Below are 13,848 nucleotides of genomic sequence, written 5' to 3'. Positions count from 1 at the left end.
GTTCCCATGAGAGGAACACGCAGCAATTTCTATAACCTGGCCTGGCGTTGGCACTTTTATGCGGGGCTGTTCGTGGCCCCGTTCATGATCCTGTTGGCGATTACCGGGATCATCTACCTGTTCAAGCCGCAACTCGACCCGCTGCTGTATCGCGACCTGATGGTGGTCGAAGCCGGCCACCACCGGCAGGGCGCCGATGCGATGCTGGCCGAAGTGCGCCAGGCTTACCCCAAGGGCCACGTCGGCCAGTACCTGCCGCCCATCAACGCCGAGCGCAGTGCGCAGTTCGTGGTGCATGACGGCGGGCGCGAACTGAATGTGTTCGTCGACCCGTACAGCGGCAAGGTGCTCGGTGAGCAGGACGGCAAGCAGAACCTGCAGGCCATCGCCCGCGCCCTGCATGGCGAGCTGATGGTCGGCACGGTCGGTGACCGCCTGGTGGAGCTGGCCGCAGGCTGGGGCATCGTGCTGGTGGTGTCGGGCCTGTACCTGTGGTGGCCACGCGGGCGCAATGGCGCTGGCGTGCTGTGGCCACGGCTGTCGGCCCCCGGCCGGTTGTTCTGGCGCGACCTGCACGCGGTCACCGGCTTCTGGGGCTCGGCCCTGCTGTTGCTGATGCTGCTCAGCGGCATGACCTGGACCGGCCTGTGGGGCAAGCAGTACGCCGATTTGTGGAACCGTTTCCCGGCAGCCATGTGGAACGACGTGCCCAAGTCTGACCAGCAGGCAGGTGAGCTGAACAACGCGCACCGCCAGACCGTGCCTTGGGCGATGGAAAACACACCGATGCCGCAGTCCGGCGCACACGCCGAACACGCCGGGCACCACATGATGTCGGACATGCCTGCGGCGCCCCAGGTGAGCGTGCAGCAGGTCGAAGACATCGCCACCTCCCGCCAGGTCGAGCCGGGCTACAGCATTACCCTGCCGACCACGGCAGACGGTGTGTTCACCATTGCCGTGTTCGCCGACGACCCGCGCAACGACGCTACCCTGCATGTCGACCAGTACACCGGCAAGGTCCTGGCGGATGTGCGCTGGCAGGACTACAGCCCGGTCGCCCGCGCCACCGAGCTGGGGGTGATGCTGCACGAAGGCAAGATGTTCGGGGCGTTCAACCAGATCATCATCCTGGTGGTGTGCTTGATGATCTTGCTGGGCTCGGTCAGCGGGCTGGTGATGTGGTGGAAGCGCCGGCCCGAAGGCGGGCTGGGTGTGCCGCCGCTGCGCCATGACCTGCCGCGCTGGAAGGCGGCGGTGGGGGTGATGCTGGTGCTCGGGGTGATGTTCCCGTTGGTGGGCGTATCGATGGTGGTGATGTGGGTGGTGGACAGCCTGGTAGTGCGCCGCCGCCGGGAGCTGGCCAGCGCCTGACCTTGTGTTGCCTGACCGGACCTCTTCGCGGGTGAACCCGCTCCCACAGGTATCGTGCTGCGCTCAAGCTTGGCGCGGTCCCTGTGGGAGCGGGTTCACCCGCGAAGAGGCCGCTAAATGTGGCGAATTATTCCTGCGAGAGCACAGCTGCCATCTGAAAATCGTGTCGATCTGTCGCGATCTCGAATTGGAACGCCCGTGTTAGCCTAGCCGGCGACTTTCAAGGGAATGCAGCTTATGACCGCAATTTCACCAAAACCACAAGAAGAGCAGCACCTGCAACGCAACCTGACCAACCGCCACATCCAGCTGATCGCCATCGGTGGCGCGATCGGTACCGGCCTGTTCATGGGCTCGGGCAAGACCATCAGCCTGGCGGGCCCGTCGATCATCTTCGTCTACATGATCATCGGCTTCATGTTGTTTTTCGTCATGCGCGCCATGGGCGAACTGCTGCTGTCGAACCTGAACTACAAATCGTTCATCGACTTCTCGGCCGACCTGCTCGGCCCCTGGGCCGGTTACTTCACCGGCTGGACCTACTGGTTCTGCTGGGTGGTCACCGGTATCGCCGACGTGGTCGCCATTGCCGCCTACACGCAGTTCTGGTTCCCCGACCTGCCACAGTGGATACCGGCGCTGACCTGCGTAGGGCTGCTGCTGTCGCTGAACCTGGTGACGGTAAAAATGTTCGGCGAGATGGAGTTCTGGTTCGCCCTGGTCAAGATCATCGCCATCCTCGGCCTGGTCGCCACCGGCATGTACATGGTCATCACCGGCTTCACCTCGCCCAGCGGGCGCACTGCACAGCTGGCCAACCTGTGGAATGACGGCGGCATGTTCCCCCATGGGCTGATGGGTTTCTTCGCCGGTTTCCAGATCGCCGTGTTCGCCTTCGTCGGTATCGAACTGGTGGGCACCACCGCCGCCGAAGCGAAAAACCCGGAGCGCACCCTGCCGCGGGCGATCAACTCGATCCCGATCCGCATCATCGTGTTCTATGTGCTGGCGCTGATCGCGATCATGGCCGTGACGCCTTGGCGCGACGTGGTACCGGGCAAGAGCCCGTTCGTGGAATTGTTCGTGCTGGCTGGCCTGCCAGCGGCGGCCAGTATCATCAACTTCGTGGTGCTGACCTCGGCGGCTTCGTCGGCCAACAGCGGGGTGTTCTCCACCAGCCGCATGCTCTTCGGCCTGTCGCAAGAAGGTGACGCGCCCAAGGCATTCGAAAAACTGTCGAGCCGTTCGGTGCCGGCCAACGGCCTGTACTTCTCGTGCACCTGCCTGTTGCTCGGTGCAGTGCTGATCTACCTGGTGCCGAACGTGGTCGAGGCGTTCACCCTGGTGACCACGGTTTCGGCGGTGCTGTTCATGTTCGTGTGGACGCTGATTTTGCTGTCGTACCTGAAGTACCGCAAACACCGCGCGGCGCTGCACCAGGCGTCGAAGTACAAGATGCCGGGCGGGCGCTTCATGTGCTACGTGTGTTTGACGTTCTTCGCCTTCATTCTGGTGTTGCTGAGCCTGGAGGCGGATACGCGCTCAGCGCTGGTGGTGACGCCGATCTGGTTCGTGCTGCTGGCGGTGACGTATCAGTTTGTACGCAGCAGGCGCCATCCGCGTTCGGCTGTGCGTAACGGCTAATGGCCTAGGGGGCTGCTTTGCAGCCCATCGCGACGCAAGGCCGCTCCTACAAGGGATCGCATTTTCCTGTAGGAGCGGCCTTGTGTCGCGATGGGCCGCACAGCGGCCCCAATCCTGTGCACATCAATGTCCCAGGCACCAACCTGGACCTCGCAAACGCCCCAACACCTCGCACACCCCCTCTATTACGCCCCTTTCGCCATTAGGCACACCCCTTGCAACGCCCCTCCCCGCTTGGCCAACACCCAAAAATAACTCAGCGGAGAGAGCACATGAAGCGTCGCAGTCTGATCAAGGCCTTTACCCTCAGCGCATCGATTGCGGCGATGGGCCTGAGCTGGAGTATCCAGGCCGCCGAGACCATCAAGGTTGGCATCCTGCATTCGCTGTCGGGGACCATGGCCATTTCCGAGACATCGCTCAAGGACATGGCGCTGATGACCATCGACCAGATCAACGCCAAGGGTGGCGTGAACGGCAAGCTGCTCGAACCGGTGGTGGTCGACCCGGCCTCCAACTGGCCGCTGTTCGCCGAAAAAAGCCGCCAGCTGCTGACCCAGGATAAGGTCGCCGTGGTGTTCGGCTGCTGGACCTCGGTGTCGCGCAAGTCGGTGCTGCCGGTGTTCGAAGAGCTCAACGGCCTGCTGTTCTACCCGGTGCAGTACGAGGGCGAAGAGATGTCGCCGAACGTGTTCTACACCGGCGCCGCCCCCAACCAGCAGGCCATTCCTGCCGTTGAATACCTGATGAGCGAGGACGGCGGCAGCGCCAAGCGCTTCTTCCTGCTGGGTACCGACTACGTCTACCCGCGCACCACCAACAAGATCCTGCGCGCCTTCCTGCACAGCAAAGGCGTGGCCGACAAGGACATCGAAGAGGTGTACACGCCGTTCGGCCACGCCGATTACCAGACCATCGTTGCCAACATCAAGAAGTTCTCCGCCGGCGGCAAGACGGCGGTGATTTCCACGGTCAACGGCGACTCCAACGTGCCGTTCTACAAAGAACTGGCCAACCAGGGCCTGAAGGCCACCGACGTACCGGTGGTAGCGTTCTCGGTAGGCGAAGAAGAACTGCGCGGCATCGACACCAAACCGCTGGTGGGTCACCTGGCCGCGTGGAACTACTTCGAGTCGGTGGATAACCCGGTGAACCAGAAGTTCGTCGCCGACTGGAAGGCCTACGCCAAGGCCAAGGGCCTGCCAGGTGCTGACAAGGCGGTGACCAACGACCCGATGGAGGCCACCTACGTGGGCATCCACATGTGGGCGCAGGCCGCCGAGAAGGCCAAGTCCACCGACGTCGACAAGGTGCGTGAAGCGCTGGCTGGGCAGAGCTTCAAGGCACCGTCTGGCTTCACCCTGACCATGGACAAGACCAACCACCACCTGCACAAGCCGGTGATGATCGGCGAGATCCAGGATGACGGGCAGTTCAGTGTGGTGTGGGAAACCGAGCAGCCACTGCGTGCGCAGCCTTGGAGCCCGTTCATTCCAGGGAATGACAAGCGACCTGACTACGCAGTGAAAGGTAACTGAGTGCAACGGGGCTGCTTTGCAGCCCAATCGCCGGCAAGCCAGCTCCCACAAGGAAAGCACCGCCCCCAAGGCCTTTGGAGGACCTGTGGGAGCTGGCTTGCCGGCGATGAATCCAACACCGATTCCCAGGATTGCCCGCATGCTCAGAATGCTGCTCACCCTGCTTCTGCTACTCCCCATGGCCACCCAGGCCAGCGAGGGCGAATTCTTCCTCACCGCCAAGCCCGCCGAGCAGGCTCGCCTGCTCGAAAGCTGGGCGGCGCAACCCGATGCCGCGCGCCTGTCGCTGCTGGACAACCTGCGCCAGGGCCGAATCGCCACCGACGACACCCGCAAGGTGCGCCTGAACAACCGCCTGCGCGGCCTGATCGACAACGCCCTGGCCAGCCACCAGTTGCTCAGCGACAACAGCGAAACGCGCCTTGCCGCCGCCCAGCAACTGCAAAAAAGCGCACAACCCGCGCAAATGGCCTTCCTCGACCGGCGCTTCGCCAGCGAGCCGGATGCCGCCGTGCACGCCGCCATCGGCCTGGCCCTGGCCAACCTGCAACTGGGCGCCAGCGAGCCTGCTGTGCGCCTGGCCGCCGTGCGCCTGCTGGGCGAAACCGGTGACCCAGTGGCCCGCACCCGCCTTGAAGCGCTGCTGCAACCCGACGCAGAAGCCGACCCGGGCGTGCGCACCGCGGCCGAAACCAGCCTGGCCCAGGTCAAACGCAAGCTACTGGTCGGCGAACTGCTCGGCCAGGCGTTCAGCGGCCTGTCGCTGGGCTCGATCCTGCTGCTGGCCGCGCTCGGCCTTGCCATCACCTTCGGCCTGCTCGGGGTGATCAACATGGCCCACGGCGAGATGCTGATGCTCGGCGCCTACAGCACCTACATGGTCCAGGTGCTGGTGCAACGCTACGCCCCGGGCGCCATCGAGTTCTACCCGCTGATTGCCCTGCCGGTGGCCTTCGCTGTCAGCGCCGGCGTGGGCATGGCGCTGGAGCGCACGGTCATACGTCACCTCTACGGCCGCCCATTGGAAACCCTGCTGGCCACCTGGGGCATCAGCCTGATCCTGATTCAGGCCATCCGCCTGCTGTTCGGCGCGCAAAACGTCGAGGTCAGCAACCCGACATGGCTGTCGGGCGGTATCCAATTGCTGCCCAACCTGGTGCTGCCGTACAACCGCCTGGTCATCATTGGCTTCGCCCTGGCCGTGGTGCTGCTCACCTGGCTGCTGCTCAACCGCACACGGCTGGGCCTGAACGTGCGCGCGGTCACCCAGAACCGCAACATGGCCGCCTGCTGCGGCGTGTCCACCGGGCGCGTCGACATGCTTGCCTTCGGCCTGGGTTCTGGCATCGCCGGGCTCGGTGGCGTGGCCCTGAGCCAGGTCGGCAACGTCGGCCCGGACCTGGGCCAGAGCTACATCATCGACTCGTTCCTGGTGGTGGTGCTGGGCGGTGTCGGGCAACTGGCAGGTAGCCTCTGGGCCGCGTTCGGCCTAGGGATAGCCAACAAGTTGCTGGAGCCGCAGATCGGCGCCGTGCTCGGCAAGATCCTCATCCTTGCGTTGATCATTCTGTTCATCCAGAAACGCCCGCAAGGCCTGTTCGCCCTCAAGGGACGGGTAATCGACTGATGAACCAGCCACTGCTTGTCACCGCTACGCAAAAGGCCGGGCCGCGCCTGACCCTGGCCATCGGCGCCCTCGTCGTCCTGCTGTTGCTGGCCCTGCCGCTGCTGTCGCTGCTGCCGGCGGATCACGCGCTGCAGGTGTCGGCCTACACGCTGACCCTGGTCGGCAAGATCCTCTGCTACGCCATCGTCGCCCTGGCCCTGGACCTGGTCTGGGGCTATGCCGGCCTGCTGTCGCTGGGGCACGGCCTGTTCTTCGCCCTGGGCGGCTACGCCATGGGCATGTACCTGATGCGCCAGGCGGCCGGTGACGGCCTGCCGGGGTTCATGACCTTCCTGTCATGGACCGAGCTGCCGTGGTACTGGGCCGGTACCCAGCATTTCGCCTGGGCCCTGTGCCTGGTGGTGCTGGCGCCTGGGCTGCTGGCACTGGTGTTCGGCTGGTTCGCCTTCCGTTCGCGGATCAAGGGCGTGTACTTCTCGATCATGACCCAGGCCCTGACCTTCGCTGGCATGTTGCTGTTCTTCCGCAATGAAACCGGCTTTGGCGGCAACAACGGTTTCACCAGCTTCCGCACCATCCTGGGCTTCGACATTGCCGCCCAAGGTACCCGCGCGGTGCTGTTCCTGCTCACCGTCACCCTGCTGCTGGCCAGCCTGTACCTGTGCTGGCGCCTGACCCGCAGCAAGTTCGGCCGCCTGCTCACCGCCGTGCGCGACGCCGAGAACCGCCTGATGTTCTGCGGCTACGACCCGCGGGGCTTCAAGCTGCTGGTGTGGGTGCTCAGCGCCGTGCTGTGCGGCCTGGCGGGCGCGCTGTATGTGCCGCAGGTGGGCATCATCAACCCCAGCGAAATGTCACCGACCAACTCCATCGAAGCCGCCGTGTGGGTAGCCCTGGGCGGGCGCGGCACGCTGATCGGCCCGCTGCTCGGCGCCGGGCTGGTCAATGGCATGAAGAGCTGGTTCACCGTGGCGTTCCCGGAGTTCTGGCTGTTCTTCCTTGGCGCGCTGTTCATCCTCGTCACCCTGTACCTGCCCAAGGGCGTGGTCGGCCTGTTGAAGAAAAGGAGCCAGCCATGAGAGGCGTGCCCCCGGTCCACCCGGAATTCATGCTCGAACCGGTGTTCGACAACCTCGGCGCCGGCCGCGACGCCATCGGCCTGGGCCAAAGCCGCAAGGCCGGCCTCGACACCCGCCACGGCACGGTGCTGAGCCTGGAAGACATCAGCGTCAGCTTCGACGGTTTCAAGGCGCTCAACGGGCTGAACCTGTACATCGGCGTGGGCGAACTGCGCTGCATCATCGGCCCCAATGGCGCCGGCAAGACCACGATGATGGACGTGATCACCGGCAAGACCCGCCCCGACACCGGCAGCGCCTACTTTGGCGACACCCTCGACCTGACCCGCATGAGCGAATACCAGATCGCCCAGGCCGGCATTGGCCGCAAGTTCCAGAAGCCCACGGTGTTCGAGGCGCTGACGGTGTTCGAGAACCTGGAGCTGGCGCTGAAGACCGACAAGTCGGTATGGGCCAGCCTGGCAGCGCGCCTGGGCAGTGAGCAGCGACAGCGCATCGAAGAAGTGCTGACCACCTTGCGCCTGCTGCCCCTGGCCCAGCGCCAGGCCGGCTTGCTGTCGCACGGGCAGAAGCAGTTTCTGGAGATTGGCATGTTGCTGGTGCAAGAGCCGCAATTGCTGCTGCTGGATGAGCCGGTGGCCGGCATGACCGATGCCGAGACCGAGTTCACCGCCGAGCTGTTCAAGGGCCTGGCTGGCAAGCATTCGCTGATGGTGGTGGAGCATGACATGGGCTTTGTCGGCAGCATTGCCGACCATGTGACCGTGCTGCACCAGGGCAGTGTGCTGGCAGAAGGGTCGCTGGAGCAGGTGCAGGCGGATGAGCGGGTGGTCGAGGTGTATCTGGGCCGCTAGACATTGACGCCTGTACCGGCCCTATCGCCGGCAAGCCAGCTCCCACAAGAGCTCCACAGGGCCAGAGGCTTGCGCTTCACCTGTGGGAGCGGGCAAGCCCGCGAAAGGGCCAGCACAGGCACAGTAACTCTTTCAGGAACACTCACATGCTCAAGATCGACACCCTGCACCAGTACTACGGCGGCAGCCACATCCTGCGCGGCCTGTCCTTCGAAGCCAAGGTCGGCGAAGTCACCTGCCTGCTGGGCCGCAATGGCGTGGGCAAGACGACCCTGCTGCGCTGCCTGATGGGCCTGGTACCCGCCCGTGACGGCAGCATCGAATGGGAGGGCAAGCCGATCACCAGCCTCAAGCCCCAGCAACGGGTCCAGGCCGGTATCGCCTATGTACCCCAGGGCCGCGAAATTTTCCCGCGCCTTACCGTCGAGGAAAACCTGCTGATGGGCCTGTCACGCTTCCCGGCCCGTGAGGCCCGCGAAGTGCCCGCCTTCATCTACGAACTGTTCCCGGTGCTGGAGCAAATGAAACAGCGCCGTGGCGGCGACCTGTCTGGCGGCCAGCAGCAACAGCTGGCCATCGGCCGCGCCCTGGCCAGCCGCCCACGGCTGCTGATTCTCGACGAGCCGACCGAAGGCATCCAGCCCTCCGTGATCAAGGAAATCGGTGCCGTCATCCGCCGCCTGGCCCAGCGTGGCGACATGGCGATCCTGCTGGTGGAGCAGTTCTACGACTTTGCCGAAGAACTGGCCGACCAGTACCTGGTCATGGCCCGTGGCGAGATCGTGCAGCATGGCCGCGGCGAAAACATGCAAGCCGAAGGTGTGCGTGGCCTGGTAACCATTTAATCTGCAAGCAACGACCCTGCGAGACGCTGTCATGAGTTACGAAATCCGCGACGCCCTGCCCACCGACGTGCCGGGCATCCTCGACATCTACAACGACGCAGTGCGCAACACCACGGCGATCTGGAACGAAACCCCGGTGGACCTCGGCAACCGTCAGGCTTGGTTCGAGGCGCGGGCGCAGCAGCGTTACCCGATCCTGGTGGCGGTGGACGACACTGGCGTGCTCGGTTATGCCTCGTTTGGCGACTGGCGGCCGTTCGAGGGCTTTCGCAACACCGTGGAGCACTCGGTGTATATCCGCGGCGACCAGCGTGGCAAAGGGCTGGGGCCGGCATTGATGGCAGCGCTGGTGGAGCGTGCGCGCGGGTGTGGCAAGCATGTGATGGTGGCGGCCATCGAGAGTGGCAATGCGGCGTCGGTGCGCCTGCATGAGCGGCTGGGCTTCGTGGTGACCGGGCAGATGCCGCAGGTGGGGGTGAAGTTTGGCCGCTGGCTGGACCTGACCTTCATGCAGCTGGTGCTGAACCCCGGGGCCGAACCGACCTGAAATTGATGTCGGCTGTGCTGGCCTCTTCGCGGGTAAACCCGCTCCCACAGGTACCTCACATGTCTTGGGCAATGTGGGATCTCTGTGGGAGCGGGTTTACCCGCGAAGAGGCCGGGCCTGCAAACCTTACATCTGGGTAAACCTGCCCAGCCGCTGGCGCAGCATGCTGTTCTCGCTGCGCAACTGCTGCACTTCCTGCAACAGCTCCAGCGCCAGCGCCACCCCTTCCCACTCCAGTTCCAGCTCCTGGTGCAGCTTCGCCGCGCGCTTGGCCACCAACGGCGCCTGATCGTCGAACAACCAGTCCTCAGGCGTTCGCCCGGAGGGTTCGACAATGCCGTGCTCGACGATTTCGATCACGCAGTCGGCCGTGACATCGGCTTCCTGACACAGGGTACGCATGTCCAGTTGAACGATCAGGGTGCTGCTCATGATCACTTACTCCATTGTGTCCTCGGGTTGAACGCCGCGGTCTCGGAAAGTTTGGTCCACAGTTCGCGGGCAGCCTCATCGGAAGCCGGCGGCATGACCACTTTCAGTTGCGCATAAAGGTTGCCGCGCTCACCGCTCTTGTTCGCCAGCCCCTTGCCCGGTACGCGCAGGCGCTGGCCGCTCTGGCTATCGGGGCGGATGGTCAGGTTGATCTTGCCTTCCAGGGTCGGCACGGCCACCTTGGTGCCCAGGGCCGCCTCCCACGGTGCCAGCGGCACAGTGATGATCAGGTCATGGCCTTCGACATCGAACAGCGGGTGCGGTGCCATGCGGATGGTCAGGAACAGGTCGCCATTGGCCCCACCACCGCTGCCCGGCGCGCCCTGCCCCTTCAGGCGGATACGCTCGCCGTCGGTTACGCCGGCCGGAATCTTCACGTTCAGGGTCTTGGTAGTGAAGCCGGTGCGTTGGCCCAAAGCATTGGTTTGCGGCACCTGGAAACTGATCTGCTTGGACTCCTTGCTCAGGGTCTCTTCAAGGAACACCGCCAGTTCAAGCTCCACATCCTGCCCTCGCCTGCCGGCACTGCGTTGCTGCTGCCGGGCGCCACCGAAGGGGTTGCCACCCCGCCCACCGAAGACCGAGCTGAAGAAGTCGGAGAAGTCGCCGCCCTCGAAGCCGCCGCCACCGCCGCGGCTCTCCCAGCCCGGTGGTGCCTGGAACGGCCGGCCATGCTGGCCGCCATACTTGCGAATTTCGTCGAACTCGGCCCGTTTCTGCGCGTCGCCCAGCACTTCGTAGGCCTCGTTGGCCTCCTTGAACTTGTCCTCGGCGTCGCGCTCCTTGCTGACATCGGGGTGATACTTGCGCGCAAGCTTGCGGTACGCGGCCTTGATTGCCTTGTCGTCCGCCGTGGGCTCTACGCCGAGTATCTTGTAATAGTCTTTGAAGTCCATCTGTGGATCACCAATGTGAATGTGCGTGTTGCAACAGAAGATAGGGGTCAAGCATAGCCTTTCAAGACCGCCTTGGGTTTGCGCCATGGCAGACGACTGGTCTTGATTCTGTAGCCAAGTGGCATAAACTGCGCGGCCGTTTTCCCTCCGGAAGCTGATTTCCCATGTCTGACGTATCCCCGGCCCGCGCCCTGGGCATCGACTTTGGCACCTCCAACTCCACGGTCGGTTGGCACCGCCCTGGCGTGGAGTCGCTGATTGCCCTGGAAGACGGCAAGATCACCTTGCCCTCGGTGGTGTTCTTCAATATCGAAGAACGGCGCCCGGTGTATGGCCGCCTGGCACTGCATGAATACCTGGAAGGCTACGAAGGCCGCCTGATGCGCTCGCTGAAGAGCCTGCTGGGCTCCAAGCTGATCAAGCACGATACCAGCGTGCTGGGCAGCGCCCTGCCGTTCAAGGACCTGCTGGGCATGTTCATCGGCGAGCTGAAAAAGCGCGCCGAGGCTGCCGCTGGCCGTGAGTTCGACCAGGTGGTGCTGGGCCGGCCGGTGTTCTTCGTCGACGAAGACCCGGCTGCCGACCAGGAAGCCGAGGACACCCTGGCCGACGTGGCGCGCAAGATCGGCTTCAAGGATGTGTCGTTCCAGTACGAGCCGATTGCCGCGGCCTTCGACTACGAGTCGGGCATCAGCCGTGAAGAGCTGGTGCTGATCGTCGACATCGGCGGCGGTACTTCAGACTTCACCTTGATCCGCCTGTCGCCCGAGCGCCACCTGATCGCCGAACGCCAAAGCGACATTCTCGCCACCGGCGGGGTGCACATCGGCGGTACCGACTTCGACAAGCAGCTGAGCCTGCAGGGCGTGATGCCGCTGTTCGGCTACGGCAGCCGCATGAAAAGCGGGGCACTGATGCCCACCAGCTACCACCTCAACCTGGCCACCTGGCACACCATCAACGCCCTGTACTCGCAGAAGTCGCAGTTGGCGCTGGGCAGCATGCGTTATGACATCGAGGACAGTTTTGGCATCGACCGCCTGTTCAAACTGATCGAGCAGCGCGCCGGGCACTGGCTGGCGATGGAAGTGGAGGCCAGCAAGATCGAGCTGACCGAGCAAGACAGCCGCCACATCGACCTGCGCCGTGTCGAGCCCGAACTGACTGCGCAACTGACCCGAGCGCTGTTCGAAGAGGCGATCGAAGGTTTGCTGGAGCGTGTGCGCGGCAGCGTGACCGAGCTGCTGGCCAAGGCTGGCGTGAGCGAAGGCCAGGTTGACACAGTGTTCTTCACGGGCGGCTCCAGCGGCATTCCGGCGCTGCGCAACAGTGTGTCGGCGATGCTGCCGAATGCGCGGCATGTGGAAGGCAACATCTTTGGCAGCATTGGTAGCGGCCTGGCCATCGAAGCCCGCAAGCGTTACGGCGCTGCCTGATTCATCTCTATGGCCTGGACTGGCCTCTTCGCGGGTAAACCCGCTCCCACAGGGATCGCACAGTACTTGAGACTTGTGCAGTACCTGTGGGAGCGGGTTTACCCGCGAAGAGGCCGGTACAGGCTAATAGAGAATCAGACCAGCTCTTCGCGCTTCAGCTCACTCTTCAGGTAGGCATAGTAGATCGGCCCCGCCACCACCCCGGGCAGCCCGAATGCCGCCTCGAACACCAGCATCGCCAGGAGCAGCTCCCATGCCTTGGCACTGATCTGCCCGCCAACAATCCGCGCGTTGAGGAAGTACTCGACCTTGTGGATGACGATCAGGTAGCCCAGTGCCGCCGCCGCCACCCAGATCGACAGCGACAGGCCGACGATGGTGATCAGGGTGTTGGACATCAGGTTGCCGATCACCGGCAGCAAGCCGAGCAGGAAGGTCAGCACGATCAGCGTCTTGGTCAGCGGCAGGTGCACGCCGAACAGCGGCATCACCACCGCCAGGAAGATGCCGGTAAAGGCCGTGTTGAGCAGCGAGATCTTGATCTGCGCGAACACGATGTTGCGAAACGCCTTCACCAGCAGGTTCAGCCGCTCGAACAGCGCTGCCGCCAGGGGCTTGCGCCGGGAAACATCGGGAATACGCTGCAAGGCGATGATCGCGCCGAGGATCATGCCGATCAGCAGCGTCACGAACATGTGCGCCATGCCCTTGCCCACCAGTTGCAAGTCGCTCAGGTGGCTCTTGATCCAGTCGCCGATGGCCACCTTGAACTCTGCGGCACTGGCGGGCAGGTAGCCTTCGATGAAGGGCGGCAGCTGACCGCGGGCACGCTCGACCAGGGCCATGAACTTGTCCAGCGAGGCGCCAGGGTTTTCCGCCTCGTGCAACAAAAAGCTGAAGGCACCGGCAATCAACAGCGTCAAGGTAATGACCACCAGCGTACCGAGCAGCGCCACGGCCAGCCAGCGCGCGCGTTGGCCGGCCAGCAGCGGTTGCAGGCGCGGGGTCAGCATGTTGACCAGTTCGAACACCAGCAGGCCGGCCAGCAGGCTGGGCAGCAACTTCAGGGGCAAAGCCAGCAGCAGGCCCGCCATGACGATGATCAGGCTGGCCAGAGTGATCTGACGGGGGGTAAAGGTCATACAGCCTCGACGGCAGACAGCGGGAATGCCCGCAGTCTGCCAGCCTTGGCGGCGCAGGCATAGGCGCAGGTCATTTCTTCTTCAGGCAGTCGCTCATGTACGCCTTGCGCTCGTCACCCTTCAGGGCTTTGGTGGTGGCGTCGGCGTTGCAGGTCTTCATCTTCTCCTGCTGGGTTTGTGGCACGTCCTTCTTCAGGCAAGTGCTCATGAACGCTTTGCGCTCATCGCCCTTGAGGGCTTTGGTAGTAGCGTCGGCATTGCAGGTTTTCATCTTTTCCTGCTGCGCCGTATTGGCCGCGAAGCCCTGAGCACTGAACAACACAGCCAACGCCAGCAATGGAATTTGCAGCACTTTCATGGAGTGGTCTCCTTGG

Annotated in this window: 13 protein-coding genes; 9 read left to right on the top strand and 4 right to left on the bottom strand. The window is 63.8% G+C overall.

The annotated features are described in order from the left end of the window. The first annotated feature begins 6 nt into the window (after nt 1-6). The 8 genes from JOY50_RS17525 (at nt 7) to JOY50_RS17490 (ending at nt 9,508) form a co-directional block, all read left to right on the top strand. Complete coding sequence (locus JOY50_RS17525; RefSeq protein WP_243055581.1) at nt 7-1,374, top strand: PepSY domain-containing protein; 1,368 nt, start codon at nt 7-9, stop codon at nt 1,372-1,374. Between the two features lie 237 nt (nt 1,375-1,611). Next, complete coding sequence (gene cycA, locus JOY50_RS17520; RefSeq protein ID WP_243055580.1) at nt 1,612-3,018, top strand: D-serine/D-alanine/glycine transporter; 1,407 nt, start codon at nt 1,612-1,614, stop codon at nt 3,016-3,018. Nucleotides 3,019-3,290: 272 nt separating this feature from the next. Then, nucleotides 3,291-4,556, top strand: coding sequence for an urea ABC transporter substrate-binding protein (gene urtA / locus JOY50_RS17515; protein ID WP_132844117.1), 1,266 nt, complete (start codon nt 3,291-3,293; stop codon nt 4,554-4,556). Between the two features lie 106 nt (nt 4,557-4,662). Beyond that, nucleotides 4,663-6,183 carry an urea ABC transporter permease subunit UrtB gene (urtB, locus tag JOY50_RS17510; protein ID WP_405045992.1) on the top strand — a complete coding sequence of 507 codons (1,521 nt, stop codon included), beginning with the start codon at nt 4,663-4,665 and terminating at the stop codon, nt 6,181-6,183. Next, a complete protein-coding gene (gene urtC, locus JOY50_RS17505; protein ID WP_132844114.1) occupies nt 6,183-7,262 on the top strand; it encodes an urea ABC transporter permease subunit UrtC in 1,080 nt (359 codons plus the stop codon). Before urtB ends, urtC begins: the two co-directional genes overlap by 1 nt. Then, complete coding sequence (urtD, locus tag JOY50_RS17500; RefSeq protein WP_192902499.1) at nt 7,259-8,116, top strand: urea ABC transporter ATP-binding protein UrtD; 858 nt, start codon at nt 7,259-7,261, stop codon at nt 8,114-8,116. Before urtC ends, urtD begins: the two co-directional genes overlap by 4 nt. A 146-nt stretch (nt 8,117-8,262) precedes the next feature. Then, nucleotides 8,263-8,961 carry an urea ABC transporter ATP-binding subunit UrtE gene (gene urtE / locus JOY50_RS17495; protein WP_043200837.1) on the top strand — a complete coding sequence of 233 codons (699 nt, stop codon included), beginning with the start codon at nt 8,263-8,265 and terminating at the stop codon, nt 8,959-8,961. A 31-nt stretch (nt 8,962-8,992) separates the two neighbouring features. After that, on the top strand, nt 8,993-9,508 hold the full coding sequence (locus JOY50_RS17490; RefSeq protein WP_243055579.1) for a GNAT family N-acetyltransferase: 516 nt from the start codon (nt 8,993-8,995) through the stop codon (nt 9,506-9,508). A 126-nt stretch (nt 9,509-9,634) separates the two neighbouring features. Here the strand turns inward: JOY50_RS17490 and JOY50_RS17485 are convergent, their stop codons facing one another. Both JOY50_RS17485 and cbpA read right to left on the bottom strand, forming a co-directional pair. After that, a complete protein-coding gene (locus tag JOY50_RS17485) occupies nt 9,635-9,940 on the bottom strand; it encodes a chaperone modulator CbpM (protein WP_019473593.1) in 306 nt (101 codons plus the stop codon). Between the two features lie 2 nt (nt 9,941-9,942). Continuing rightward, the gene (gene cbpA, locus JOY50_RS17480; RefSeq protein WP_019473592.1) at nt 9,943-10,896 is read right to left on the bottom strand and encodes a curved DNA-binding protein; all 954 of its coding nucleotides are present in this window, start codon (nt 10,894-10,896) and stop codon (nt 9,943-9,945) included. Nucleotides 10,897-11,060: 164 nt separating this feature from the next. On the opposite strand from cbpA, the gene JOY50_RS17475 reads away from it, so the two are divergent. Continuing rightward, the gene (locus JOY50_RS17475; protein ID WP_243055578.1) at nt 11,061-12,332 is read left to right on the top strand and encodes an Hsp70 family protein; all 1,272 of its coding nucleotides are present in this window, start codon (nt 11,061-11,063) and stop codon (nt 12,330-12,332) included. A gap of 134 nt (nt 12,333-12,466) precedes the next feature. On the opposite strand, the gene JOY50_RS17470 is transcribed toward JOY50_RS17475, so the two are convergent. Both JOY50_RS17470 and JOY50_RS17465 read right to left on the bottom strand, forming a co-directional pair. Beyond that, entirely contained in the window at nt 12,467-13,474 is a 1,008-nt protein-coding gene (locus JOY50_RS17470; RefSeq protein ID WP_016501849.1) for an AI-2E family transporter, read from the bottom strand. A gap of 70 nt (nt 13,475-13,544) precedes the next feature. Next, a complete protein-coding gene (locus tag JOY50_RS17465) occupies nt 13,545-13,832 on the bottom strand; it encodes a PsiF family protein (protein ID WP_016501850.1) in 288 nt (95 codons plus the stop codon). Between the last annotated feature and the right edge of the window lie 16 nt (nt 13,833-13,848).

The sequence above is a fragment of the Pseudomonas sp. BP01 genome, assembly GCF_022760795.1.
Taxonomy (GTDB): domain Bacteria; phylum Pseudomonadota; class Gammaproteobacteria; order Pseudomonadales; family Pseudomonadaceae; genus Aquipseudomonas; species Aquipseudomonas putida_Q.
The sequence above is the reverse complement of the archived record's forward strand: the minus strand, read 5'-3'. Positions and strand labels throughout refer to the sequence as shown.